General features: G+C 61.1%; 21 protein-coding genes, 4 tRNA genes and 1 pseudogene. 16 read left to right on the forward strand and 10 right to left on the reverse strand.

The genetic code is table 11. From position 1 onward, the window contains the following. Positions 1-4: 4 nt before the first annotated feature. The 5 genes from T3A99_RS14620 to T3A99_RS14640 all read left to right on the forward strand — a co-directional run bounded on the left by T3A99_RS14620 (position 5) and on the right by T3A99_RS14640 (position 7,002). Positions 5-484, forward strand: coding sequence for a pilus assembly PilX family protein (locus tag T3A99_RS14620; RefSeq protein WP_076386379.1), 480 nt, complete (start codon positions 5-7; stop codon positions 482-484). After that, on the forward strand, positions 471-3,572 hold the full coding sequence (locus tag T3A99_RS14625) for a pilus assembly protein (protein WP_322834505.1): 3,102 nt from the start codon (positions 471-473) through the stop codon (positions 3,570-3,572). Before T3A99_RS14620 ends, T3A99_RS14625 begins: the two co-directional genes overlap by 14 nt. A 10-nt stretch (positions 3,573-3,582) precedes the next feature. Further along, the gene (locus T3A99_RS14630) at positions 3,583-3,984 is read left to right on the forward strand and encodes a type IV pilin protein (protein WP_076386375.1); all 402 of its coding nucleotides are present in this window, start codon (positions 3,583-3,585) and stop codon (positions 3,982-3,984) included. Positions 3,985-4,038: 54 nt separating this feature from the next. Then, on the forward strand, positions 4,039-5,139 hold the full coding sequence (gene thiO, locus T3A99_RS14635; RefSeq protein ID WP_274090857.1) for a glycine oxidase ThiO: 1,101 nt from the start codon (positions 4,039-4,041) through the stop codon (positions 5,137-5,139). A 1,497-nt stretch (positions 5,140-6,636) separates the two neighbouring features. Next, complete coding sequence (locus tag T3A99_RS14640) at positions 6,637-7,002, forward strand: DUF6124 family protein (RefSeq protein ID WP_076386373.1); 366 nt, start codon at positions 6,637-6,639, stop codon at positions 7,000-7,002. Between the two features lie 50 nt (positions 7,003-7,052). Here the strand turns inward: T3A99_RS14640 and T3A99_RS14645 are convergent, their stop codons facing one another. From T3A99_RS14645 to T3A99_RS14660, 4 genes are all read right to left on the reverse strand, one after another. Next, positions 7,053-8,399, reverse strand: a complete 1,347-nt coding sequence (locus T3A99_RS14645) for a sigma-54 dependent transcriptional regulator (protein WP_322834506.1) — start codon at positions 8,397-8,399, stop codon at positions 7,053-7,055. After that, entirely contained in the window at positions 8,396-9,988 is a 1,593-nt protein-coding gene (locus tag T3A99_RS14650; RefSeq protein WP_322834507.1) for a two-component system sensor histidine kinase NtrB, read from the reverse strand. The genes T3A99_RS14645 and T3A99_RS14650 overlap by 4 nt, the downstream gene beginning before the upstream one ends. After that, the gene (locus tag T3A99_RS14655; RefSeq protein WP_047229875.1) at positions 9,978-10,211 is read right to left on the reverse strand and encodes a PP0621 family protein; all 234 of its coding nucleotides are present in this window, start codon (positions 10,209-10,211) and stop codon (positions 9,978-9,980) included. The genes T3A99_RS14650 and T3A99_RS14655 overlap by 11 nt, the downstream gene beginning before the upstream one ends. A gap of 123 nt (positions 10,212-10,334) precedes the next feature. Beyond that, positions 10,335-11,351 (reverse strand): outer membrane protein assembly factor BamD, encoded by a 1,017-nt coding sequence (locus T3A99_RS14660; protein ID WP_047229874.1) that lies wholly within the window; start codon positions 11,349-11,351, stop codon positions 10,335-10,337. Between the two features lie 151 nt (positions 11,352-11,502). Here T3A99_RS14660 and rluD point away from each other — a divergent pair, with 151 nt between their 5' ends. The 9 genes and pseudogenes from rluD (at position 11,503) to T3A99_RS27900 (ending at position 18,380) form a co-directional block, all read left to right on the forward strand. Continuing rightward, entirely contained in the window at positions 11,503-12,465 is a 963-nt protein-coding gene (gene rluD / locus T3A99_RS14665) for a 23S rRNA pseudouridine(1911/1915/1917) synthase RluD (protein ID WP_047229873.1), read from the forward strand. Next, a complete protein-coding gene (pgeF, locus tag T3A99_RS14670) occupies positions 12,462-13,187 on the forward strand; it encodes a peptidoglycan editing factor PgeF (RefSeq protein ID WP_107322956.1) in 726 nt (241 codons plus the stop codon). Before rluD ends, pgeF begins: the two co-directional genes overlap by 4 nt. 130 nt (positions 13,188-13,317) lie before the next feature. Beyond that, positions 13,318-15,882 (forward strand): ATP-dependent chaperone ClpB, encoded by a 2,565-nt coding sequence (gene clpB / locus T3A99_RS14675; RefSeq protein ID WP_047229871.1) that lies wholly within the window; start codon positions 13,318-13,320, stop codon positions 15,880-15,882. 316 nt (positions 15,883-16,198) lie between these two features. Continuing rightward, positions 16,199-16,274: transfer RNA gene (locus T3A99_RS14680), tRNA-Asn, on the forward strand. 7 nt (positions 16,275-16,281) lie between these two features. Then, positions 16,282-16,358 (forward strand) — tRNA-Pro (locus tag T3A99_RS14685). 5 nt (positions 16,359-16,363) lie between these two features. Beyond that, positions 16,364-16,439 (forward strand) — tRNA-Lys (locus T3A99_RS14690). Between the two features lie 94 nt (positions 16,440-16,533). After that, positions 16,534-16,610 (forward strand) — tRNA-Pro (locus T3A99_RS14695). A gap of 144 nt (positions 16,611-16,754) precedes the next feature. Next, a pseudogene (locus tag T3A99_RS27895) lies at positions 16,755-17,525 on the forward strand (MCP four helix bundle domain-containing protein); the annotation flags it as partial. Continuing rightward, positions 17,517-18,380, forward strand: coding sequence for a methyl-accepting chemotaxis protein (locus T3A99_RS27900; protein WP_409078026.1), 864 nt, complete (start codon positions 17,517-17,519; stop codon positions 18,378-18,380). The pseudogene T3A99_RS27895 and the gene T3A99_RS27900, both read left to right, overlap by 9 nt. A 157-nt stretch (positions 18,381-18,537) precedes the next feature. Here the strand turns inward: T3A99_RS27900 and T3A99_RS14705 are convergent, their stop codons facing one another. Genes T3A99_RS14705 through T3A99_RS14720 form a run of 4 tightly spaced genes read right to left on the reverse strand, consistent with a single transcriptional unit; the run spans position 18,538 to position 21,273 of the window. Beyond that, the gene (locus tag T3A99_RS14705) at positions 18,538-19,836 is read right to left on the reverse strand and encodes an NAD(P)/FAD-dependent oxidoreductase (RefSeq protein WP_047229869.1); all 1,299 of its coding nucleotides are present in this window, start codon (positions 19,834-19,836) and stop codon (positions 18,538-18,540) included. A 60-nt stretch (positions 19,837-19,896) separates the two neighbouring features. Then, positions 19,897-20,070, reverse strand: coding sequence for a DUF3094 family protein (locus T3A99_RS14710; protein ID WP_076386361.1), 174 nt, complete (start codon positions 20,068-20,070; stop codon positions 19,897-19,899). Positions 20,071-20,122: 52 nt separating this feature from the next. Next, a complete protein-coding gene (locus T3A99_RS14715; protein ID WP_107322954.1) occupies positions 20,123-20,650 on the reverse strand; it encodes an MOSC domain-containing protein in 528 nt (175 codons plus the stop codon). Continuing rightward, positions 20,647-21,273, reverse strand: a complete 627-nt coding sequence (locus T3A99_RS14720; RefSeq protein WP_047229866.1) for a DUF1780 domain-containing protein — start codon at positions 21,271-21,273, stop codon at positions 20,647-20,649. The genes T3A99_RS14715 and T3A99_RS14720 overlap by 4 nt, the downstream gene beginning before the upstream one ends. A gap of 145 nt (positions 21,274-21,418) precedes the next feature. Here T3A99_RS14720 and T3A99_RS14725 point away from each other — a divergent pair, with 145 nt between their 5' ends. Together T3A99_RS14725 and T3A99_RS14730 are read left to right on the forward strand one after the other, a co-directional pair. Next, positions 21,419-22,105 carry an energy-coupling factor ABC transporter permease gene (locus T3A99_RS14725; RefSeq protein ID WP_047229865.1) on the forward strand — a complete coding sequence of 229 codons (687 nt, stop codon included), beginning with the start codon at positions 21,419-21,421 and terminating at the stop codon, positions 22,103-22,105. A 63-nt stretch (positions 22,106-22,168) separates the two neighbouring features. Beyond that, the gene (locus T3A99_RS14730) at positions 22,169-22,384 is read left to right on the forward strand and encodes a hypothetical protein (protein ID WP_092402997.1); all 216 of its coding nucleotides are present in this window, start codon (positions 22,169-22,171) and stop codon (positions 22,382-22,384) included. A gap of 32 nt (positions 22,385-22,416) precedes the next feature. Here the strand turns inward: T3A99_RS14730 and yacG are convergent, their stop codons facing one another. Both yacG and coaE read right to left on the reverse strand, forming a co-directional pair. Then, entirely contained in the window at positions 22,417-22,617 is a 201-nt protein-coding gene (yacG, locus tag T3A99_RS14735; RefSeq protein WP_047229863.1) for a DNA gyrase inhibitor YacG, read from the reverse strand. Next, positions 22,614-23,237, reverse strand: coding sequence for a dephospho-CoA kinase (gene coaE, locus T3A99_RS14740; protein WP_047229862.1), 624 nt, complete (start codon positions 23,235-23,237; stop codon positions 22,614-22,616). The genes yacG and coaE overlap by 4 nt, the downstream gene beginning before the upstream one ends. Positions 23,238-23,247: the final 10 nt, after the last annotated feature.

Below are 23,247 nucleotides of genomic sequence, written 5' to 3' on the forward strand. Positions count from 1 at the left end.
ACTGATGAATTCAACGCCCATCAAGCATCGCCAGCGCGGTATGGCATTGCTGGTCAGCCTGGTTTTCCTGCTGCTCCTGACGCTGATCGGCCTGTCGTCGATGCAGAGCGCCACCCTTCAGGAAAAAATGACCAGTAGCGTCATGCTACGCAACCAGTCCTTCCAGTTGGCCGAGGCAGCGCTGCGGGTTGGTGAAAGCGCGGTACAGGCCGAGGCCTACTCCCTGCCGGTGTGTACCACCGCGACCCAGTGTGCGCCGCCGGCTGAATCGGCAACCCTCACGACGGCCGGGCGCAATTCATCGTCGGGGGTGACCTGGATCGCCGTCCCTGGCGGGTTCTATGGCGTGCAGAATCTGGGCACCACGCTGACGGCGGTCAACGTGCCGATCAATACGTCGGCGACGCTGTACCGGATCACGGCGGTGGCCGTGGTGGGAAATAACCAGCGCAGCGTCGTGGAGAGCATCTATGCGAAATATTAAGGTGCGTCGCGATTGGAAGCAGGCGTTGTGGGGTGTGCTGCTCAGCCTGTACCTGGCTGCACCGGCCTATGCTTTCACGCCTTCGGATTCGCCGTTGCTGAGTGCCGCCGCAGTCACGCCCAACGTGATGCTGCTGATCGATGACTCGGGGAGTATGAACAACATCATTTGGGCGTCGGGGTTTGATCCGACGGTGACGCAAACGCGCACTTATGCATGCAGCGCCAGTAGCAATTGCAACGATAGGTATGAACTGGATCTGGATGACTCGAACATTCTGTTAATGAGCCTGTTGCGGGGCGGTTGCTCGTCTGGCTGGTACGGTTTCTACCGGCCCGGCCTTGGTCGGATCTGTCTGCGGCTGCCAGACCCGGTGGGTGGGGGCGATACACGCTACACCGCCAAGTACCTGGCGTATCTGGTAACCCTGGCCAACGGCTCGAACCGGGACTACACCAATGGCTCAATCCCCAGGGATTATCGAATCAACGTGGCACGGGATGTCTCCAACGACCTGGTCGCCAACAACCGTGCCTTGCGCATCGGGCTTGCCACCTTCAATCCTCCCAACTTCAGCAACTCCGGCCCGGGGGGCTACATCGCCCGTGTCGTCAGCGATCTGTCACCCGTCAGCGGCAGCGTGACCCAGACCCAGGCCAACGCCAACTACAGTGCCCTGATCAACGCCATCAACGGTCTGGGCGCGGTCGCCAATACGCCATTGGCCGAGAGCTATTACGAGGTCACCCGTTATTTCAGGGGCATGGCGCCGTACCACAACAATAGCCCCAGCACCTACACCAGCCCGATCCAGTACCGGTGCCAGAAGAATTTCGGTGTGGTGATCACCGACGGCTTGCCCACCTACGACCGTACCTTTCCCACCAACGATCCGTTAGGCGGATCCCGTCTGCCGAACTGGGATGGCATCAGTACCAACGATGGTGCTGACCGCAACGGTGACGCTGAGGGCGATACGCTTTATCTGGACGACATCGCCAAGTTCGCTTTCGACATCGACATGCGTTCCACCGGCTCCGACGTTACCGGCCAGAGCTGGAATGCCACGGATTTTCCCCGGCAGTACCTCAATACCTACACCGTGGGTTTTGCGGTTACCAATACGATGCTGTCCGACGCCGCTCGCTACGGCGCGGGTAAGTATTATCCAGCGTCCGACAGCGAAGACCTGAACTCGGCCTTGTCATCGGCCTTGAGTGACATCACCTCCAAGGCTGGATCGGGGGGCGGCGGCACCACCAACGGTGCAACGTTGTCCACCACCTCCAGCTATTACCAGACCACCTATGACCCCAAGGACTGGCGAGGCACCATCCGCGCATTCGGTTTTACCTCGGCGGGGACGGTCGATACGGCGGCCGTGCAATGGACCACCAACACCAGCATCGTGCCGGGTGCCACGGCACCGACCTATCAGTCCTGGAACACCGCGACCAACACGCCGGTAACCTTGGCCTACGGCAACTTTTCACCGGCCCAGCAAACCAGCCTCAGCCAGGGCCTGCCCACGGGGATCACCGGCAGCGATCTGGTGGAATGGAGCAAAGGTGTCAATAAAACCGGGCTGAAGGTGCGCAGCGCGTTGCTGGGGGACATTATCAACTCGCCACTGCTCCTGGCCTCGCCGAACGACCAGACCGCCTCGGACCTGCTGAACGACACCAGCTACAGCACTTACCTGGCAACCAAGGCGGCGAACATGAACGCCAATCTCGTGGTGAATGCCAACGATGGTTTCTTCAGCGTCATCAACAGCGCAAACGGCACGCGGCGTTACGCTTATATGCCCTCGAGCGTCCTGCCCTCGTTGCGGGACATCGCTGACACCAATTACATCAACGGCGTGAGTCACAAGTTCCTGGTGGATGGGCAGATCGGCGTATTCGATGCGCAATTGGGCAATGCCTGGAAGACCGTTGCCCTGGGCGGGACCGGAGCCGGGGGCAAAGCGTTCTATGCGGTGCAATTGTTCGACGCCGCGGCAGGCAATGCGCTCCGGGCGTTGTGGGAAATCAGCGCACCGACCGTCGCCAATACGGCCAACGCCTTCAATGACCTGGGCTACGCCTATGCGCGTCCCGAAGTCGCGCGCCTGGCCGATGGTCGCTGGGCCGCGTTCATCGCCAATGGCTATGGCAGCAACACCGGCGTAGCGGCGCTGTACGTGGTGGATATCCGTGATGGCTCGCTGATCAGGAAAATCACGGTCAATAACAGCGAGACGGGTAACGGCCTGTCGTCGGTCAAGCTTCGGGTCAATTCCCAGAACGTGGTGCAGGCCGCGTACGGTGGCGATTTGAAAGGGCGGATGTGGAAATTCGACCTCAGCGGCACTTCCCCCACCGCCTGGGGCGTTGCGTTTGCCGGGCAGCCGTTGTTCACCGCGCCCGGTGGTGCAACCCAGCCCATCACCGTCCAGCCGTTGCTGGCGGAAAACCCTCAAGGCGGGACCCAGGTTTTTTTCGGCACGGGCAAATTCAACGAAGCGGTGGACAAGCTCAATAAGGATCTGCAGGGGTTCTATTCGATCTGGGACGCCGTCGGCGGTACCGGACAAATCCCGGTTTCGAGCCTGCAAGCCCAGTCGATCACCGGGGTGTTCTCAGGCAGCACCGGGCAATTCGTGACGACCAGCCAGACCGACGTGACGTATCCTGCAAAAAATGGCTGGTATCTGCCCTTGGTGTACAACAACGCATTGACTGGGGAACGGGTGATCAACCCGGCCAGTCTGGTGCTCGGGCGCGTGGTTTTCACCACGGCCGCGGTGGACACCACCGATCCCTGCGCCAGCTTTGGTACCGGCAAATTGATCGAGGTGGATGCGTTCAACGGTAAGATGCTCAACTACGCGGTGCTCGACACCAACGGTGACGGCATGCTCAACAGCCTCGACACGGTCTCCAGCGGAGTGATTTTCACGGGCGGGATCCCGACCTTGAGCGCTGTCGTCAGTGCCAACGGGGCCACCAACATGATCGTGAACGACTCCGGGGGCGGCATCACCGACCTGCTGGGAAAATCCGTCGGCGGCAGCCGCCGCATCATGTGGCGGCAAATACAATGAGAGATAAGGTATGCGCAGATCCAACCGGGGTTTCACCTTGATCGAAATCATGATCGTGATCGCCATCATCGGTATCGTGATCACCGTCGGCTATCCGAGCCTGACCGAATACATGAAAAAGGGCCGACGGGCCGAAATCGCCGGGCTGCTATCGGAGCAGGCGCAGATTCTTGAGCGCCATTACTCCAAGAACAATGTCTACACCAACGCGACCGGGCTGAGCAGCGGTAATGATTTCTACACCATTACCCAGACGCTCATGGATCAGAGTTTCACCCTGACTGCCGTGCGCAACAGCGCCTCGTCCATGGCCACCGACAAGTGCGGTGATTTCACCATCAACAACACGGGCGCGCGAAGCATCATCAACGCTGCTGCCGGGCTGACTGCCAAGGATTGCTGGGGTCGCTGAGTTTATTTTTCGGGCGCTGTCCTGCGCCCTTTGTCTTGTGAGTTGAAATAGAACATGACCAGGCAACAGCAAGTGGTGATTGTCGGCGGCGGAGTCATTGGCCTGCTGACGGCGTTCAATCTCGCGTCCGAAGGGCTGCGCGTGGTGCTGCTGGACCGCTCCAGTGTCGGCCAGGAATCGTCCTGGGCCGGCGGCGGTATTGTTTCGCCGCTGTACCCCTGGCGCTACAGCCCGGCGGTCACCGCACTGGCCCACTGGTCGCAGGACTTTTATCCACAGCTGGCCCAGCGTCTGTTCGCGGCCACGGGGGTTGATCCGCAGGTGCATGTCACCGGTCTGTATTGGCTGGACCTGGACGATCAGGCCGAAGCACTGGCCTGGGCCGAGCGGGAAGGGCGCCCGTTGCGGGCTGTGGAAATCTCGACTGTCCATGACGCGGTGCCGGTGCTGGGCGCGGGTTTCTCCCGGGCGATCCACATGGCTGATGTGGCCAATGTGCGTAATCCCCGGTTGGTGAAGTCCCTCAAGGCTGCGTTGCTGGCGCTACCCAATGTCACGCTGCATGAGCAATGCGAGGTCGGCGGCTTCATCCGCGACGGTGGGCGTATTGTGGGGGTTAACAGCTCCGAGGGGCCGATCCTTGGCGATCAGGTGGTCCTGGCGGCGGGCGCCTGGAGCGGTGAACTGCTCAAGACTCTGGGGCTGAAGTTGCCGGTCGAGCCGGTCAAGGGCCAGATGATTCTGTACAAATGTGCGTCGGATTTTCTATCGAGCATGGTCCTGGCCAAGGGCCGTTATGCGATTCCGCGTCGCGACGGGCATATTCTGGTGGGCAGTACGCTGGAGCGCGAAGGCTTCGACAAGACCCCGACCGATGTTGCGCTCGATAGCCTGAAGGCGTCGGCGCAGCAGCTGATTCCTGCGCTGGCGGACGCCGAGGTGGTCGGGCATTGGGCCGGGTTGCGGCCTGGATCGCCGGAGGGCATTCCCTATATTGGTGAAGTGCCGGGGTTTTCCGGGTTGTGGTTGAACTGTGGGCATTATCGCAATGGGTTGGTGTTGGCTCCGGCGTCGTGTCGGTTGTTTGTTGATGTGATGTTGGGGCGTGAGCCGGTGATTGATCCTGCGCCGTATGCGCCGGCGGGGCGGTTGTAGGGTTCGGCTTTGGCTTGGGGGTGAGCTTGGTGACGAGGCGGCCTGACAGCCGGCCTGTCTCTTATGGTTGTACCCGGATCCAACTGTGGGAGCGAGCCTGCTCGCGATGGCGGCCTGACAGCCGGCCAGGGTTTTGTTGGTTGGGTATATATCCGTTTCTGCGGTAACGGCTACTTATGGTTCCGCCCTTACGGCGGGTCACTTTTGAAGAGCGCAAAAGTAACCAAAACGCTCTTGCCCCACCACTCGGTGCCTCGCCTAGGCTCGGCATGCCCTCACTCCGGCATTGCTCCGTGGGCCCGCCGCGAAGGGCCATCCATGGCCCAGCGCGGCTACCTCGGCATCCATGCCGAGGTGCCCACTCCGCAATACCTGCGTTCGGCCAGCGTGGTTAACGGGGCGCCCCAGATCAAAATCAAAAGCGAGGCGGCCTGACAGCCGGCCTGTTCTTGCGGGTGTACACCCATCAGACCTGTGAGCCGGACCTGTGGGAGCAAAGCTTGCTCGCGAGGCGGCCTGACAGTCGGCCTGTTTTTTGCGGGTGTACACCCCATCAGACATGTTGAGCCGGACCTGTGGGAGCAAAGCTTGCTCGCGAGGCGGCCTGACAGTCGGCCTGTTTTTTGCGGGTGTACACCCATCAGACATGTTGAGCCGGATCTGTGGGAGCAAAGCTTGCTCGCGAAGGCGGTCTGACAGCCGACCTGTCTCTTGCGGGCGTAGCCCTATCCCAGTGTGGGAGCGAGCCTGCTCGCGATGTCAGCCCATCCACCCTCGATGCAACCGAGGTGTCGCTATCGCGAGCAGGCTCGCTCCCACAGGAGAAACGCGTTCGCCCAAAACCAGGCCGGCTGTCAGGCCGCCTCGCGGAGGACGTTGATCTCGGCGCCCCGTTAACCACGCTGGCCGAACGCAGGCATTGTGGAGTGGGCATCCCGGCATGGATGCCGGGATAGCCGCGCTGGGCCATGGATGGCCCTTCGCGGCGGGCCCACGGAGCAATGCCGGAGTGAGGGCACACCGAGCCTAAGCGAGGTGCCGAGTGGTGGGGCAGAAGCGTTTTGCTTACTTTTGCGCTGTTCAAAAGTGAGCCGCCGTAAGGGCGGAACCCTAAGTAGCCGTTACCGCAGAAACGGATATACACACTCACGAAGGCAGCCTGACAGCCAACCAGAATTTGTGGGAATGGTCGGACAAAGCCCCTAATTCAAGCCGAATTTTCCGACGAGTTCTGGCGGTTGCCGGGTGGGAAGAACTCTGGCTAACCTTTTTCCGTCGCTGCCAATTCAGCGACCGGGCGTCGCGGCCCGCTAACTTGGTGCATAATTCCAGACGACGACAGGGCTTCGGTATTTGTCGTTCTGTCATGGTTGGCTGTGCGTGGGATACCTTCGGGTATGCCGGAGGCTCCAAGTTCGGTCCGCGAACCTGCGTACAGCTACCACCTCCAATCGCGTCGCGGCGATCGGTGGCAGCTCCAAAACTTGGAGATGCACGATGATCAAAGTCACACCCAATCCCCCCGAAACCGATCCCTCGTCAGCCCATGGCGGGCTCGATTCTCAAAAACTCGATGAAGCCGCCCAGCGCGCCCTCGACTATTACCTCGGCCCAAAGCCCGAAACCAAAAAGAAACCAACCTCAACCCAACTGTTCGCCGTGGTGGATGGCATCGACACCGAATGCCTGCTCGCCAACCTCAGCGAAACCCTGGCCTCAGCCAACGCAACCGTCAGCGACCTGGCCTTCGAACTCGAAGGCTCGCGACGGCATGTCGCATTGGGAGTGCAACAGTTGATTGAGCTGAGCGAGTTGTTGGCCAACCGTGTGCTGGATGAGCGGGTGCCGGTGGCGGAAGGCTAGAAGAGCTGCCAAGGCAAACACGGGGTAAGTAGGAGCACCAGGACCGCGCTTTAATCCAACCCCAACTTCTTCAACCGATACCGCATCGACCGAAACGACAACTTCAACCGCTGGGCCGCCGCCGTGCGGTTCCAGCGGGTTTCCTCCAAAGCCTGGAGGATGAGTTTGCGTTCGACGTCCTCCAGATAGTCTTCCAGGTTATCGACCCGCATCAGGTCGGGGCTGCCCGCGTCGGCGGTGCTGATGCCCTCGGCCAGGCGCAGGTCGTGGGCTTCGATCAACTGGTGCTCGCAAAGGGTGTAGGCGCGTTCGAGCATGTTTTCCAGTTCCCGAACATTGCCCGGAAAGCGGTAGTTTCGAAGGGCGTCCAGGGCTTGGGGATGGAGCTTGACCGCGGGGCTGCCGGTGTTGGCGGCCAGGCGCTGGAGGGTATGATTGGCGAGCGATTCGATGTCTTCGCGGCGTTCGCGCAGCGGCGGGACGCGCAGTTCGATGACGTTGAGTCGATAGTACAGGTCCTGGCGAAAGCGCCCGGCGGTGACTTCGGCGTCCAGGTCCTTGTGGGTGGCGCAAAGAATTCGTACATCCACCACTTCTTCCTGCTGGCCACCAACGGCCCGCACGGCTTTTTCCTGGATGGCCCGCAGCAATTTGACTTGCATCGCCAGGGGCAGGTCGGCCACTTCGTCAAGGAACAAGGTCCCGCCGTGAGCGGCCTGGAACAGTCCGGGTTTGTCTTCGATGGCGCCGCTGAAGCTGCCTTTTCGATGGCCGAAAAACTCGCTTTCCATCAGCTCCGTGGGAATCGCCCCACAGTTGACCGGCACAAAACGCTGACCGGAACGTGGGCCTTGCTCGTGGATCAACCGGGCGACCAGTTCCTTGCCGCAACCCGATTCCCCGCTGATGTAGACCGGCGCCTGACTGCGAGCGAGTTTTTCGATCTGTTTGCGGACGTTGTGCATCGGCGGGGAATCGCCCAGCAGACAGCGCTCGATGGACGCCGCCGGGATGGCGACCGACGGCAGGCGTAATGCGCTGGTGACCAGCTCACGCAGCCGACCCAGGTCGACCGGTTTGGTCAGGAAGTCGAAGGCGCCGGCCTTGAGGGCGTCGATGGCGGTTTCCAGGCTCCCGTAGGCGGTGATCATTGCCACGGGCAATTGCGGGTAGCGTTGCTGGATATGTTGCACCAGCTCCAGGCCAGTGCCGTCGGGCAGGCGCATGTCGGTCAGGCACAGGTCAAAGGTGTCTTCAGCCAGCAGGGCCCGGGCCTGGGCAAGGTTCTCGGCGCTGCGGGTGTCGAGTTTCATCCGGCCCAGGGTAATGTCCAGGAGTTCGCGGATGTCCGGTTCGTCATCGACGATCAGGATTCGTTGCCGTGAGCGCGTAGTCAAATCTGTTTCCGTCCGTGAGCAAAAGTGATGCGAAAGCAGCCGCCGCCTTGGCGTGGTTTGAAGTCTAGGCGGGCCTGGTTGCTTTCGCACAGCTCACGGGACAGATAGAGCCCAAGGCCGGTGCCCTGGCTGCTGGTGGTGAAGAAAGGTTCGAACAAATGCGCTTGCTGGTCCGGTGTCACGCCGGGGCCGTTGTCGATAATGTCCAGCGTGGACAGCTGGCTGTGGGGGTCGATGAACAGCTTCAGCCAGACCTCGGCCTCTTCATGGGCCATCGCGCTGTGACGCCAGGCGTTGCGCAGGAGGTTGTCGAGCACCTGGGTCAACTGATCGGGGTCCATCAGCGTGAGGTAGTCACCCGGGTCGATGCTCAGGTGCAAGTGCTGATGCTCAGCCGCGTTTTCCCGGGCTTGTCGGACGAACTGGTCGAGCCAGATCCGCAGATCCAGGCGCTGCGGCGTGGTCTGCTGGCGGCGGGACAGTTGCAGGACGTTTTCAATGACGCGGTTCATTCGTTGGGAGTGATCCTGGATGATCTGCGTCAGACGCCGATCCGCGCTGTTCAGTTCCTCGGACTCGCGCAGCAATTGCGCCGCATGGCTGATCGCCCCCAACGGGTTGCGGATTTCATGGGCGATACCGGCGGTGAGGCGCCCCAGGGAGGCGAGTTTCAACTGCTGGGCGTGCTGGGCCACTTGGGCCAGGTCTTCGAGGAAGACCAGGATCTGATGCTGATCGTGATGCCCCAGGGCAATGAAACTCGGTTGCAAGGTCAGGCCGGTGCCGTTAATGGTCAGGCTTTGCGGACGCAGGCTGGGGTTGTTCAACCACAGCTGTAGCCGCTCCACCAGGGCGCCGGAGCAGTCGTCGAGCCGCTGGCCGACCAGGTCGTGCATGCCCAACAGGTTCAATGCGCTTTCGTTAGCCAATTGCACCCGGCGCTGGCGATCGAGCACCAGGATGCCGGTGCGCATGCGTTGCAGGATCAGTGCGTTGAGCGCTTCCAGACCGACTACTTCGCTGGCCCGTTGTTCGGCGAGGATTTCACTGGCTTCCAGGCGTCGGGTCAGGCCTTGCACCAGCAGCGCGGCGGCAAAACACAAGGCCCCCAGGGTACCGGCCTGCAGATAACTGCTGGGACGGCTCGAATCGCTGAGGTCAAGGAAGAAGCTCGATCCGACGATGCCCAGCGTGGCGACAGCGGCAATCAACAGGCCGATTCGGCCTCGCAACAACGTATTGCCGATGGCCACCGAGACGATGAGCAGGTTGCCGATGGCGCTGGGGGCGCCGCCGGCAGCGTAGAACAGCCACGACAACAACAGCACGTCGGTCAGAGCCAGGCCGAACAGCCGGGCTGGGCGGCGGGTATTTTCAAGAAACACCACCAGCAGGATATTCAGCACCAGGTACAACCAGCTGCCGCTGCGCAGCAAATCGTCGTTGGCGAACTCCAGCAGGCGGTTGTCCATGTTGCTGGAGATCAGCAGCACCAGGGTGATGCCGATGCTTAGACGGTACAGGTGATAGAGACGCAGCAGGCGCTGCGCCTGTTTGACGCGAGGGCTTGAGGCTTGCTCAGCGGTCACGAGTGCCCGGGCCTTGCTCGAGGTGAGCCTGGCTGCAATACCACTGTTGTTCGAGGGCCAGTGCCCGATCTCGCGGCAGGTGCACGCCGCAATGGGCGCAACGGACCATGGGCGGTGCGTCCTGTTCCCGAGGGGAGTTCGGCGCGGCAGAGGTCCCCTTGAACTTGCGCCACAACCATATCGCGGCGGCAATCAGGGCGATCCAGAACAGTAAACGAAGCATGATGGGCGGCTTTTTGGCTAATGATCAGGCAGTTTAGCCAAGGACAGGAACGGCGCACAGCGCTATAAAATCCAGGCACAAAAAAGGGAGACCCGCGGGCCTCCCTTTTGCTGACACCTGGCCTCAGTCGAACAGGCCGAAGGTCATGTAGCTGAACCAGGAGCGATCGCTGGATTCGCTCTCAGGCTCTTCTTCTTCGAGCACGTCGCCATTTTCGTCCTTGGGCTTGAGCTCGTTTGGAATGGCTTCCTTGGCATCCTGGAACTGGCGCTGAACGTCCTGGTTGGCGCGGGTTTCGCCCGGCGGCAGAGGTGGACGGGATTCGATCAGGCCCAGGGTCGCCTTGCTCAGCCACGAACGGTTGTCGGCCTCGTCAACTCGTGGAGTGAACTGACCATCCTCCAGGGACGGGTGATCCGGGTAGTTGAGCTTGAGGGTTTCCAGGCTGGTGGCGGCCAGGTCGTCCAGGTGCAGGCGCTGGTAGGCTTCGGTCATCACTGCCAGGCCGTCGCCCACCGAGGGGGTTTCCTGGAAGTTTTCCACCACGTAGCGGCCACGGTTGGCGGCAGCGACGTAGGCCTGACGGGTCAGGTAGTAGTCAGCCACGTGGATTTCGTAGGCGGCCAGCAGGTTGCGCAGGTAGATCATGCGCTGCTTGGCGTCCGGCGAATAACGGCTGTTGGGGAAACGGCTGGTCAGCTGGGCGAACTCGTTGTAGGAGTCGCGCGCGGCGCCCGGGTCCCGCTTGGTCATGTCCAGCGGCAGGAAGCGCGCCAGCAGGCCGACGTCCTGGTCGAAGGAGGTCAGGCCCTTGAGGTAGTAAGCGTAATCGACGTTCGGGTGCTGCGGATGCAGACGAATGAAGCGCTCGGCGGCGGATTTCGCAGCTTCCGGCTCGGCGTTCTTGTAGTTGGCGTAGATCAGCTCCAGCTGGGCCTGATCGGCATAGCGACCAAACGGATACCGCGACTCCAGGGCCTTGAGCTTGGCCGTGGCGCTGGTATAGCTGTTGTTGTCCAGGTCGGTCTGCGCCTGTTGGTACAGTTCGACTTCGCTCAGGTTTTCGTCTACGACTTCCTTCGACGAGCAAGCAGCAGTCAATGCGAGGATGGCGATCAGCAGCAGGTGTTTCACTTGCATGGCGGCTTGCGTCCCTATGACGGCCGCTGTCTTGGGCGGGGCCGTCCTGTTATGATGAGCGCCCCGTTGAGAAGCCTCGGGGCAAAAGACGCCGTATTTAACCACAAGCGCGCAGCCGAAACCAAAGGCTGTGCCGACGCCTAGTCCGAGCATGTCCGATAAAATAGAACTTCGCGCAGAGGTGCCGTCCGAATTGGGCGGCCAACGCCTCGATCAAGTCGCCGCACAACTCTTCGCCGAGCACTCGCGCTCGCGCCTTTCCGCCTGGATCAAGGACGGCCGCCTGACTGTGGATGGGGCGGTGATCCGCCCGCGCGACATCGTCCATGGCGGCGCCATCCTCGAACTGACTGCCGAGCAGGAGGCCCAGGGAGAATGGGTCGCCCAGGACATTGCCCTGGACATCGTCTATGAAGACGACGACATCCTGGTGATCAACAAGCCTGCGGGCCTGGTGGTGCATCCGGCCGCCGGTCATGCCGATGGCACCCTGCTCAACGCCTTGTTGCACCACGTGCCGGACATCGTCAACGTGCCCCGCGCGGGCATCGTGCACCGCCTGGACAAGGACACCACCGGTCTGATGGTGGTGGCCAAGACTATTCAGGCGCAGACACAACTGGTCACACAGCTGCAAAGTCGCAGCGTCAGCCGCATTTATGAATGCATCGTGATCGGCGTGGTCACCGCCGGCGGCAAGATCAACGCCCCCATCGGTCGTCACGGCCAGCAGCGCCAGCGCATGGCGGTGATGGAAGGCGGCAAGCAGGCGGTCAGCCACTACCGCGTGCTGGAGCGTTTTCGTTCCCATACGCATGTGCGAGTCAAGCTGGAAACCGGTCGTACCCACCAGATCCGCGTGCACATGGCCCACATCAACTTCCCGTTGGTGGGCGATCCGGCCTATGGCGGACGTTTCCGCATTCCGCCGGCCGCGAGCATCACCATGGTCGAGTCGTTGAAAAACTTCCCGCGCCAGGCGCTGCATGCACGTTTCCTGGAGCTGGATCATCCGACCACCGGCAAGCGCATGAGCTGGGAATCGCCGCTGCCGGATGACTTCGTCTGGCTGCTGACGTTGCTCAAGCAGGACCGCGAGGCGTTCATCGGATGAATGACTGGCTGATACCCGACTGGCCCGCGCCGGCCTGGGTAAAGGCCTGCGTCACTACCCGTACCGGCGGCGTCAGCCTGGCGCCGTTCGACAGCCTCAACCTGGGCGACCATGTGGGCGATGAGCCCACGGCCGTCGCTGAGAACCGTCGCCGCCTCACCGATCGATTTGCCATTCGTCCGGCCTGGTTGCAGCAGGTCCACGGTATTACCGTGGTCGAGGCTGATCCGGCTCAGGTGGCCATCGCCGATGCCAGCTGGACCGCCACACCGGGTATCGCCTGTACGGCGATGACGGCGGACTGCCTGCCGGTGCTGTTCTGCAACCGTGCCGGCACCCGCGTCGCGGCAGCCCATGCCGGTTGGCGCGGGCTGGCCAACGGCGTACTGGAAGCGACTCTCGACAGTCTCCAGGTCCCGGCCGACGAAATCCTCGCCTGGCTCGGCCCGGCCATCGGTCCGCAAGCCTTTGAAGTGGGGCCAGAGGTGCGTGAAGCGTTCATGGCGCAACTGCCTAGGGCGGCAGACGCCTTCGTGCCTGGCGACACTGCCGGCAAGTTCCTGGCCGATATTTATGCACTGGCCCGCCAACGGCTGGCGGCGCGCGGTGTCACGGCGGTCTATGGTGGCGGCCAGTGCACGGTGACCGACCCACGCTTCTTTTCCTATCGGCGCAACTCGCGTACCGGTCGCTTCGCCTCCCTGATCTGGCTCGATCGCTAGACTTCTCTGATCTGTATCAATAGCGCACTGCTTGAATCTTCCAGAATCGTCCACATCTATAGCGGTATCTGGCAGGTTTCTTCATTCAGGATGTTTTTAAGGTCCGGCCTGCTCAAAAGGAAGGTGACCCATGCGTATTGACCGTTTAACCAGTAAGTTGCAATTGGCCCTGTCCGATGCCCAGTCATTGGCTGTCGGCCTGGACCATCCCGGCATTGAGCCGGCGCATCTGATGCAAGCCATGCTCGAGCAGCAGGGCGGCTCCATCAAGCCACTGCTGATGCAGGTGGGCTTTGACGTGAGCAGCCTGCGTAAAGAGCTGGCCAAAGAGCTCGACCAGCTACCCAAGATCCAGAATCCGACAGGGGACGTGAACATGTCCCAGGATCTGGCGCGCCTGCTCAACCAGGCCGACCGCCTGGCCCAGCAGAAGGGCGATCAGTTCATCTCCAGTGAGCTGGTGCTGCTTGCCGCCATGGACGAGAACAGCAAGCTGGGCAAGCTGTTGCTCGGCCAGGGCGTGAGCAAGAAGGCCCTGGAAAATGCCATCAACAACCTGCGTGGCGGCGAAGCGGTAAACGACGCCAACCACGAGGAGTCCCGCCAGGCGCTGGACAAATACACCGTCGACCTGACCAAGCGTGCCGAGGAGGGCAAGCTTGACCCGGTGATCGGCCGTGACGACGAAATCCGCCGCACAATCCAGGTGCTGCAGCGTCGCACCAAGAATAACCCGGTGCTGATCGGTGAGCCTGGCGTGGGTAAAACCGCCATCGCCGAAGGCTTGGCCCAGCGCATCATCAATGGCGAAGTGCCGGATGGCCTCAAGGGCAAGCGACTGTTGTCCCTGGACATGGGTTCGTTGATCGCCGGTGCCAAGTACCGCGGCGAGTTCGAAGAGCGGCTCAAAGCCTTGCTCAATGAATTGTCCAAGCAGGAAGGGCAGATCATTCTGTTCATCGACGAATTGCACACCATGGTCGGCGCGGGCAAGGGCGAAGGCTCGATGGACGCCGGCAACATGCTCAAGCCTGCGCTGGCCCGTGGTGAGTTGCACTGCGTAGGCGCGACAACGCTCAACGAGTACCGCCAATACATAGAGAAGGACGCGGCGCTGGAGCGGCGTTTCCAGAAAGTGCTGGTGGAAGAGCCCAGCGAAGAAGACACCATTGCCATCCTGCGTGGCCTTAAAGAACGCTATGAGGTTCACCACAAGGTGGCGATTACCGATGGCGCGATCATTGCGGCGGCCAAGCTCAGCCATCGCTACATCACCGACCGTCAGTTGCCGGACAAGGCCATTGACCTGATCGACGAAGCCGCCAGCCGCATCCGCATGGAAATCGATTCCAAACCGGAAGTGCTGGATCGTCTGGAGCGGCGCCTGATTCAACTCAAGGTCGAATCCCAGGCCTTGAAGAAAGAAAGCGACGAAGCGGCGAAGAAACGCCTGGAAAGGTTGCAGGAAGAGATCGTTCGCCACGAGCGCGAGTATTCCGATCTCGAGGAAATCTGGAATTCGGAGAAAGCCGAAGTCCAGGGCTCGGCGCAGATCCAGCAAAAGATCGAACAGTCCCGCCAGGAACTGGAAGCGGCCCGCCGTAAAGGCGACCTCAACCGCATGGCCGAGCTGCAGTATGGGGTGATCCCGGATCTGGAGCGCAGTCTGCAAATGGTCGACCAGCACGGCAAGAGCGAAAACCAGTTGCTGCGCAGCAAGGTCACCGAAGAAGAAATTGCCGAAGTGGTTTCCAAGTGGACCGGCATTCCGGTGTCGAAAATGCTCGAAGGCGAGCGCGACAAACTGCTGAAGATGGAAAGCCTGCTGCACCAGCGCGTGATCGGTCAGGAAGAAGCGGTAGTGGCGGTTTCCAACGCCGTGCGCCGGTCTCGAGCCGGGCTGTCGGACCCTAACCGTCCGAGTGGCTCGTTCATGTTCCTCGGCCCGACCGGTGTCGGTAAAACCGAGCTGTGCAAGGCGCTGGCCGAGTTTCTCTTCGACACCGAAGAGGCCATGGTGCGCATCGACATGTCCGAGTTCATGGAGAAACATTCCGTGGCGCGGCTGATCGGCGCACCACCGGGCTATGTCGGCTATGAAGAGGGCGGTTACCTGACCGAGGCTGTGCGACGCAAGCCGTACTCGGTGATCCTGCTCGATGAAGTCGAGAAGGCCCACCCGGATGTGTTCAACATCCTGCTGCAAGTGCTGGAGGATGGTCGTTTGACCGACAGCCACGGACGCACGGTGGACTTCCGCAATACCGTGATCGTGATGACCTCCAACCTGGGCTCGGCGCAGATCCAGGAGCTGGTGGGTGATCGCGAGGCGCAACGCGCGGCGGTGATGGATGCAATCTCCACTCACTTCCGACCGGAGTTCATCAACCGGGTGGACGAAGTGGTGATCTTCGAGCCGCTGGCTCGTGATCAGATCGCGGGCATCACCGAGATCCAGCTGGGACGTCTGCGCAGCCGCCTGACCGAGCGCGAGCTGAAGCTGCAATTGAGTGACGAGGCGCTGGATAAGCTGATCGCGGTGGGTTATGACCCGGTCTATGGCGCGCGGCCACTCAAACGTGCCATCCAGCGCTGGATCGAAAACCCGCTGGCACAGTTGATTCTGTCCGGGCGCTTCATGCCGGGCGAAACCGTGACCGGCACGGTGGAGAACGACGAAATCGTCTTCAACTGAAAGCCTGCGGATCGGGTGATTGGAATGGCCTCGCACTGCGAGGCCATTTTTTTCATCAGGCCGTTGAACTCAAAGGAAAAGGCTTGTAAAGTGCGCCCCGCAGTACGTCACCCCCAAGGGCCACTTCTCTGTGAGAAGCAACCCGAAATAAGTTGCAAATCATTGTCTTGAAAGCAATTTAAGGGGTTGACAGAGGTTTTTAAGATTGTAGAATAGCGCGCCTCAGACACACGAACGCAGCGATGCGAACGGGTAGAAGAGGTTGAAGCTGGCTTCAATGTTGTAGCTTCAAATAGCAGTAACTTGAAATATCAGTTCCGTGATAGCTCAGTCGGTAGAGCAAATGACTGTTAATCATTGGGTCCCAGGTTCGAGTCCTGGTCACGGAGCCATTTCAATCGGGGTATAGCGCAGTCCGGTAGCGCGCCTGCTTTGGGAGCAGGATGTCAGGAGTTCGAATCCCCTTACCCCGACCATTTTTGGGTCGTTAGCTCAGTTGGTAGAGCAGTTGGCTTTTAACCAATTGGTCGTAGGTTCGAATCCCACACGACCCACCATTTTTGAAACCAGTTCGCTGGAATCGAATCTTAAGATCAGAGGCCAAAAGCGCTGATCGAGGAAGGCGACTTGCGAAGGTCGCCTTTTTTTTACCGGGGTATAGCGCAGTCCGGTAGCGCGCCTGCTTTGGGAGCAGGATGTCAGGAGTTCGAATCCCCTTACCCCGACCATATTAAAAATCCTCGTATCGAAAGATACGGGGATTTTTTTTGCCTGCGATAAAGCAGATTGCCTTAAGTCATCGTACAACCTGCCGATAACCCACCGACAGGGGCATGGCCCCACTTCAGGCCAAAATAAAAAAGGCGCTCCCCATGGTTCTTCGTCAACTGAATATCGCCCCCCGTGCCGCGTTGGGTTTCGCTTTGATCGCCGTGCTGGTGGCGTTGCTCGGGGTGTTTGCGCTAGGACAGATGTCGAGTATCCGTGACAGTGAAGTCGCGGTAGAAACCCAGTGGTTGCCCAGTATTCGCGGCGGTGACGAGATCCGTGAATTGATGTTGCGCATCCGCACCATTTCCCTGCGCATGGCCCTGGACCAGGACCCGAAGAACATCCCGGTGTACCGTGGGCAAATGGACACCCGCGACAAAGAACTGAGCGAAAAAATCGCCAGTTACGAAAAGCTCGTCATCACGCCTGAAGGCAAGGCGCTTTATGACCAGTTCAAGCAAACCTTTGCCGCTTACCGCACGGGCATCGCCCAATCCTTCGCCCTGGCAGAGCAGGGGCGTCGGGACGAGTTGATCAAGCTGCTGCTGGTGGACATGAAGACCGTGGTGGACGGTTCCGGCAAACAGCTCAACGATCTGGCGGAACTGTTCTCCAGACAAGTCTCCATCGAGAGCCAGAAATCCCAGGAACACTACGTCAATTCCCGGATGATCGTCAGCCTGTTCATTGTGCTCGCCGCCTTGGCGACGGTGGCCCTGGCCATGCTGCTTACTCGCAGTATCGTCAAGCCTTTGGGCGAGGCGTTGAATGCCGCCGAAAACGTCGCCCGAGGCGACCTGACCCGACCGATCAAGACCCACGGCAGCGACGAAGTCAGCCGCTTGCTCAAGGCGCTGGCGACCATGCAGCAGAACCTGCGTGAAACCTTGCAGGGCATCAGCGGCTCAGCTACCCAACTGGCGACCGCCGCCGATGAGCTGAACGCGGTCACGGTCGATAGCACCCACAGCCTGCAACAGCAGAATAACGAAATTGAACAGGCCGCCACCGCCGTCACCGAGATGACCACCGCCGTGGAGGAAGTCGCGCGCAATGCGGTTTCCACCTCCGATGCCACGCGTCAGTCCAGTGAGTCGGCGTCCCTTGGGCAGCAGCGGGTCAGCGACACGGTCGACGCCATCGGCGCCCTGGCCAGTGATGTGCAGGTGACTGGCGGCCTGGTGCAGTCCCTGGCCAACCAATCGCAGGATATCGGCAAGGTGCTGGACGTGATCCGGGCCATCGCCGAGCAGACCAACCTGCTGGCCCTCAACGCGGCCATCGAGGCGGCCCGGGCTGGCGAAAGCGGTCGTGGGTTTGCGGTGGTGGCCGATGAGGTGCGGGCGCTGGCTTATCGCACGCAGCAATCGACCCAGGAAATCGAGCAGATGGTCCAGGGCATGCGCAGCGGCGCCACCCAGGCGCTGGATTCGATGCAGGCCAGCTCCAGTCGCGCCGCCCGCACTCTGGCAATGGCGGAGCGGGCAGGGGAGGCGCTACAGACCATCACGGCGTCGGTCAACGAGATCCACGAACGCAATCTGGTGATCGCCAGCGCCGCTGAAGAACAGGCGCAAGTGGCTCGGGAGGTGGATCGCAACCTGGTGAACATTCGGGATCTGTCGGTGCGCTCGGCCACCGGTGCGGACCAGACCAGCGCGTCCAGCCATGAGTTGTCGCAACTGGCGAATTCATTGCGCACCATGGTGCAGCGGTTTCAGGTTTGATCGATGGATGGCTCGGACAGTGATCCTGCCCGAGCTCAAGTATTGACTGTACCGCCCCCATCGCGAGCAAGCTCGCTCCCACAGGATGACCGCGATCAACTGTGGGAGCGAGCTTGCTCGCGATGACGGTGGATCATTCGATGTCAGTACTGCTGACTCAATGCAGCTTCAGCCGAGGCTCGGTCCCACGCCCGATCTTGCTGCCCAGCATCAGCATGGCCGTGCGGAACATGCCGTACAGCGCCATCTGGTGCATGCGGTACAGCGAGACATAGAACATCCGCGCCAGCCAGCCTTCGAGCATCACACTGCCGGTCAGGTTGCCCATCAAGTTACCCACCGCTGAGAAGCGCGACAGCGAAATCAATGAACCGTAGTCGGTGTATTTGTATTCCGGCAGGGCCTTGCCTTCGATCCGCAGTTTCAGGGATTTGGCCAGCAGCGAGGCTTGCTGATGCGCGGCCTGGGCACGGGGCGGAACGTTGCGATCGCTGCCGGGTTGCGGGCAGGCGGCGCAATCGCCGAAGGCGAAGATGTTCTCGTCACGGGTGGTCTGCAGCGTCGGCAGCACCTGCAGCTGGTTGATCCGGTTGGTCTCCAGACCGTCGATTTCCTTGAGGAAGTCCGGGGCGCGAATCCCGGCGGCCCAGACTTTCAGGCTCGCGTCGATGACCTTGCCATCGACGGTGATCAGGCTGTCGGCTGTCACCTGGCCAACAGCGGCGTTGGTCATGACATTGACCCCAAGTTTCTCCAGGGTCTTGTGCACAGGGCCGCCGATGCGCTCCGGCAAGGCCGGCAGGACCCGCGGTCCGGCTTCGATCAGGGTGATGTGCATGTTCTCCGGTTTGATCCGGTCCAAGCCATAGGCTGCCAGCTCATGGGCGGCGTTGTGCAGCTCGGCCGCCAGTTCAACCCCCGTCGCCCCGGCGCCGACGATGGCAACGCTGATGCGTTCGACCACGTCGGTTTGCCCGGCATGGGCGCGCAGATAATGGTTGAGCAGTTGCTGATGGAAACGCTCGGCCTGTTTGCGCGTGTCGAGGAACAGGCAATGCTGCGCCGCGCCTTCGGTGCCGAAGTCATTGGTGGTGCTGCCGACGGCGATCACCAGAGTGTCGTAACCCAGTTCACGAGCCGGCAGTAGTTCCAGGCCCGCCTCGTCATAGGTGGCGGCCAGTTGGATGCTCTTGCGCTCGCGATCCAGGCCACTCATGCGCCCCAGCTGGAACCCGAAATGGTTCCATTTTGCCTGGGCGACGTAGTTGAGTTCGTCTTCAGAGGAGTTCAGGGAACCGGCAGCCACTTCGTGCAACAGCGGTTTCCAAATATGGGTCAGGTTCGCGTCGACCAGCATCACACTGGCCGTGCCGCGCTTGCCCAGAGTCTTACCCAGACGGGTAGCCAACTCCAGACCGCCGGCGCCGCCGCCAACGATGACAATACGATGAGTCATGGGGATATCTCGCAAGGCTAAAGGAAATCGGTGCCGTTACCCGCGCGAGCATCAAGCGGCTCATAGCGTCAGGTAACTGATCAGTCGGCTCAACAGGCCCAGGCCGATGGTGATGGCCAGTACCACCACCAGGAGCATCCACGGCCGGAAAGGCCGGCGCTCGACTCGGTGCTGGGACAGTTGCAGGTACTCTTCGACATGCTTCTGGTCTTCCGGGTTCAGGCGGCTGGTCATAAAGGCCTCGGCAGGTAGACGTTGCGAAAGGTATAGACGCTACAGCGTCTGGCTATCCGGCATTGAAAGCAGCGTAGCCGCTCGCCGGAACAGGTTCGACACTCAAGCTGTCGTCCAGGCGAATGATTCCACTTTTTAACACCCGTGCGGTGATTCCGCCATGGCCGCGCACGGCCTGGAACGTCCCTTCGCCGAGGTTACGCTCCAGTCGCGCGCACGGCTGGCACCAGCCGGTGGTTTCGAAGATGGCCTGGCCGATGCGAAAGCGCCGGCCCTTGAGGCTGAACAGATTGATACCGCTGACCACCAGGTTGCGTCGCAGCTCTTGCGGCAACACCGGCTGATCCACCGGGCGGCCCATCAGTGAACCGATCACGGCCAGGTGTTCCCACTGAATCAAGGTGACTTGCCGTGCATTGCGCACGCCGGGACGGGCATGGTCGCCCGTCAGGCCGGCCTCCAGACGGGCCTCCACGGCGTCGAGTTCAATCATGGGTGCATGGCCCTGGGGTCGCACGCCTATCCAGCGTACGCGGCCTTGCTGGGGCACGGCGGCAATCAGTTCCTGCAGTGGGCTCACAGGCTGATCCCGACATCGAACACGATGCTGCGCCCCAGATTGCTGCGCAGGAAATCCGGCGCATCGGGATGGGCGAACAGCACCCGGGCAAACGTCGGCCCCACCAGCGACAGCGAGCGCCAACCCTGGCGCAGGTATTCGGTCGGCGGCGGGAAATGGCTGTTGAGGTCCAGCACCTCGCGCTTGAGGCTGGCGAAGGCGATGATGTCCAGCTCCCCCAGATCCATGCCGCGTTCGGTGTAGTTGTGGGCTTTCTTGCGCAGGGTCGGGGCCAGGCGCAGCAGGAATTCATTGGCCGGGATGCGTCGGGGCTTGGCTTCGCGGCGCACCAGTTGGCTCAGGGAGAAAGCGCTACGGCGGCGCTGCAGCTCGTCGCGCCATTCGTCATTGAGGCGACGGCCTTCGTCGAGGACAAAAAACACCTCGAAGTTGGCATCGCGAAACAATACGTCCGGCGGCTCTCCCGCAGGGGCGAACTCGTCGGCGCGATAGGGTACGTTCAGCCCTTGCAGCAGACGCTGGCAGACCCAACGCTCACGCTCCCATTTGCGGGCATTGGAGAGAAAGGCGTTGGCTTGCTCGGCCGCGATGGTCAGCAGGCGTAAATAATCGGAATCATCCATGAGCCCAAGCTTAGCGTTCAATTGCGACAAGCTGGAAGCGTTGCATTGATTTATGGCCGGTTAAGGGTGGGGTGTAGACTGCTGGCTTGAATCCTGAGGTGATCATGGAGTCTTTGATGCAAGGACAAGCCAGAGGAGTAGCGCCATGATCGGTGCCGAACTGCTGTCTGCGCAGACGTTGACGGTCGGCTGGCTGATTTATGTGCCGGTGCTGGCCTGGGCCGTAGCACGGGCGCCATGGGTGGAGCTGTTCACCGACAGCCGTCGCCAGCACTTGCTGTTCGGCACAGTCCTGGCCGTGTTCATGTTGTGGCTGGTGCGACGGGATTTCGATACCGGCGTCTCGTATCACTTCATCGGCATGACCGCCGTGACACTGCTGCTGGACTGGCCGCTGGCGATTCTCGGCGGCCTTTGCGCCCAGCTGGCCCTGGTGCTGCTGGGACGCCAGGACATGGCGGCGGTGGGTATCAACGGTGCGTTGCTGATTTTGCTGCCGGTGCTGGTCACCGAGTGCTGCGCGATCCTGGTGGAACGCGCCCAACCGCGCAATCTGTTCGTGTACATCTTCTGTTCGGGATTTCTCGCCGCCGCGCTTTCGGCGTTGTTGTGCCTGCTGGTGGGGCTTGGCCTGCTGTGGTACGACGGAGTGTTCGCCATGCCTTACTGGCTGGAAGATTTCATCGGCTACCTCTGGCTGATCATCTTTCCCGAGGCGTTTATCAACGGCATGGTGGTCAGTGCGTTGGTGGTGTTCAGCCCCGAATGGCTGGAGACCTTTAACCGTACGCGCTATCTGTCGGCCCCCTGGAAGGATGACGACAAGCCTTGATTCACATCAAGGCTGAGCAGCCGGGTGCGCTTCATGCTCTGGAAAAATTCCAGGAGCACAACCATGAGTGTTTATGAGTGGGCGAGACAAGAGATCAGGCGCAGCCAGGACGCGGCAGTGGAAATCGGCTTCGACCCGGGCCTTAGCCTGCGGGCCTTGCTCAGTGCGATCGTGCAGCAGAGCAAGGCGGTGCGCAGTGTTGAAGACCTGGCCGATGAACTGAGTTTCCTGGCGGAGAATCTCGACGATGAACAGGACTACGGCTTCATGCGGCCTTAAGGCGACAACGCGGTGGGGAAACTCATGGCTCCCTAGTGGCGAGGCTCGAACTCTTCGCTGAACAGGTCGTCCTCGGCATCGGGGCTGACCGGGATCTTGTGTTCTTCCGACGCCCAGGCGCCCAGGTCGATCAGTTTGCAGCGGTCGGAGCAGAAGGGCCGGAAGGTGTTTTCCGGGCTCCATTCCACAGGGGCGCCACAGGTTGGGCAATCAACGGTTGGGGTTTGGCTCATGACTGGCCTCCACGCAAAGTAAGGTAAAAGTGATGCAGGCGCTCGACCTCGCTGTGCAGCCAGGCGAGGTCGCGGTCATTGACCACCACGTCGTCGGCATGGCTCAAGCGATCCTGACGGCTGGACTGGGCCTTGAGGATCGCCTGGACCTGTTGCTCGCTGGTCTTGTCGCGCTGCAAGGTGCGTTCGATCTGTAGTTGTTCCGGCACATCGATCACCAGGATCCGCTGGGTCATGGCGTACTGGCCGGACTCGATCAACAGCGGCGACACCAGAATCGCGTAGGGTGATTGTGCCTGGGCCAGATGATGAGCGATTTCCTCGGCGATCAACGGATGCAGCAGCGCCTCGAGCCAGCGGCGTTGCTCGGCATCTTCGAAAATCAGTTGGCGCAGGGCCGCTCGGTCCAGTGTGCCGTCGGCCTGCAATACGCCGGGGCCAAAATGTTCGGCGATCTTGGCCAGCGCCGGGCGTCCGGGTTCGACCACCCAGCGCGCCGCGTGATCGGCGTCGACGACGTGTACGCCCAGGTCGATAAAGTGCTGGGCCGCCGCGCTTTTGCCGCTGCCGATACCGCCAGTCAGGCCGAGAATCCAGGGTTTTTCTGCGGGGCTATTCATTGAAATCGAC

Source organism: Pseudomonas sp. N-137, from assembly GCF_034555295.1.
Taxonomy (GTDB): Bacteria; Pseudomonadota; Gammaproteobacteria; order Pseudomonadales; family Pseudomonadaceae; genus Aquipseudomonas; species Aquipseudomonas rhizophila.

Excerpts from the sequence above, each read along its gene's own strand:
- T3A99_RS14620 (WP_076386379.1), top strand. The coding sequence starts at position 5 with ATGAATTCAACGCCCATCAAGCATCGCCAGCGCGGTATGGCATTGCTG.
- T3A99_RS14625 (WP_322834505.1), top strand. The coding sequence starts at position 471 with ATGCGAAATATTAAGGTGCGTCGCGATTGGAAGCAGGCGTTGTGGGGT.
- T3A99_RS14630 (WP_076386375.1), top strand. The coding sequence starts at position 3,583 with ATGCGCAGATCCAACCGGGGTTTCACCTTGATCGAAATCATGATCGTG.
- thiO (WP_274090857.1), top strand. The coding sequence starts at position 4,039 with ATGACCAGGCAACAGCAAGTGGTGATTGTCGGCGGCGGAGTCATTGGC.
- T3A99_RS14640 (WP_076386373.1), top strand. The coding sequence starts at position 6,637 with ATGATCAAAGTCACACCCAATCCCCCCGAAACCGATCCCTCGTCAGCC.
- T3A99_RS14655 (WP_047229875.1), bottom strand. The coding sequence starts at position 10,211 with ATGCTTCGTTTACTGTTCTGGATCGCCCTGATTGCCGCCGCGATATGG.
- T3A99_RS14660 (WP_047229874.1), bottom strand. The coding sequence starts at position 11,351 with ATGCAAGTGAAACACCTGCTGCTGATCGCCATCCTCGCATTGACTGCT.
- rluD (WP_047229873.1), top strand. The coding sequence starts at position 11,503 with ATGTCCGATAAAATAGAACTTCGCGCAGAGGTGCCGTCCGAATTGGGC.
- pgeF (WP_107322956.1), top strand. The coding sequence starts at position 12,462 with ATGAATGACTGGCTGATACCCGACTGGCCCGCGCCGGCCTGGGTAAAG.
- clpB (WP_047229871.1), top strand. The coding sequence starts at position 13,318 with ATGCGTATTGACCGTTTAACCAGTAAGTTGCAATTGGCCCTGTCCGAT.
- T3A99_RS27900 (WP_409078026.1), top strand. The coding sequence starts at position 17,517 with ATGCAGCAGAACCTGCGTGAAACCTTGCAGGGCATCAGCGGCTCAGCT.
- T3A99_RS14705 (WP_047229869.1), bottom strand. The coding sequence starts at position 19,836 with ATGACTCATCGTATTGTCATCGTTGGCGGCGGCGCCGGCGGTCTGGAG.
- T3A99_RS14710 (WP_076386361.1), bottom strand. The coding sequence starts at position 20,070 with ATGACCAGCCGCCTGAACCCGGAAGACCAGAAGCATGTCGAAGAGTAC.
- T3A99_RS14720 (WP_047229866.1), bottom strand. The coding sequence starts at position 21,273 with ATGGATGATTCCGATTATTTACGCCTGCTGACCATCGCGGCCGAGCAA.
- T3A99_RS14725 (WP_047229865.1), top strand. The coding sequence starts at position 21,419 with ATGATCGGTGCCGAACTGCTGTCTGCGCAGACGTTGACGGTCGGCTGG.
- T3A99_RS14730 (WP_092402997.1), top strand. The coding sequence starts at position 22,169 with ATGAGTGTTTATGAGTGGGCGAGACAAGAGATCAGGCGCAGCCAGGAC.
- yacG (WP_047229863.1), bottom strand. The coding sequence starts at position 22,617 with ATGAGCCAAACCCCAACCGTTGATTGCCCAACCTGTGGCGCCCCTGTG.
- coaE (WP_047229862.1), bottom strand. The coding sequence starts at position 23,237 with ATGAATAGCCCCGCAGAAAAACCCTGGATTCTCGGCCTGACTGGCGGT.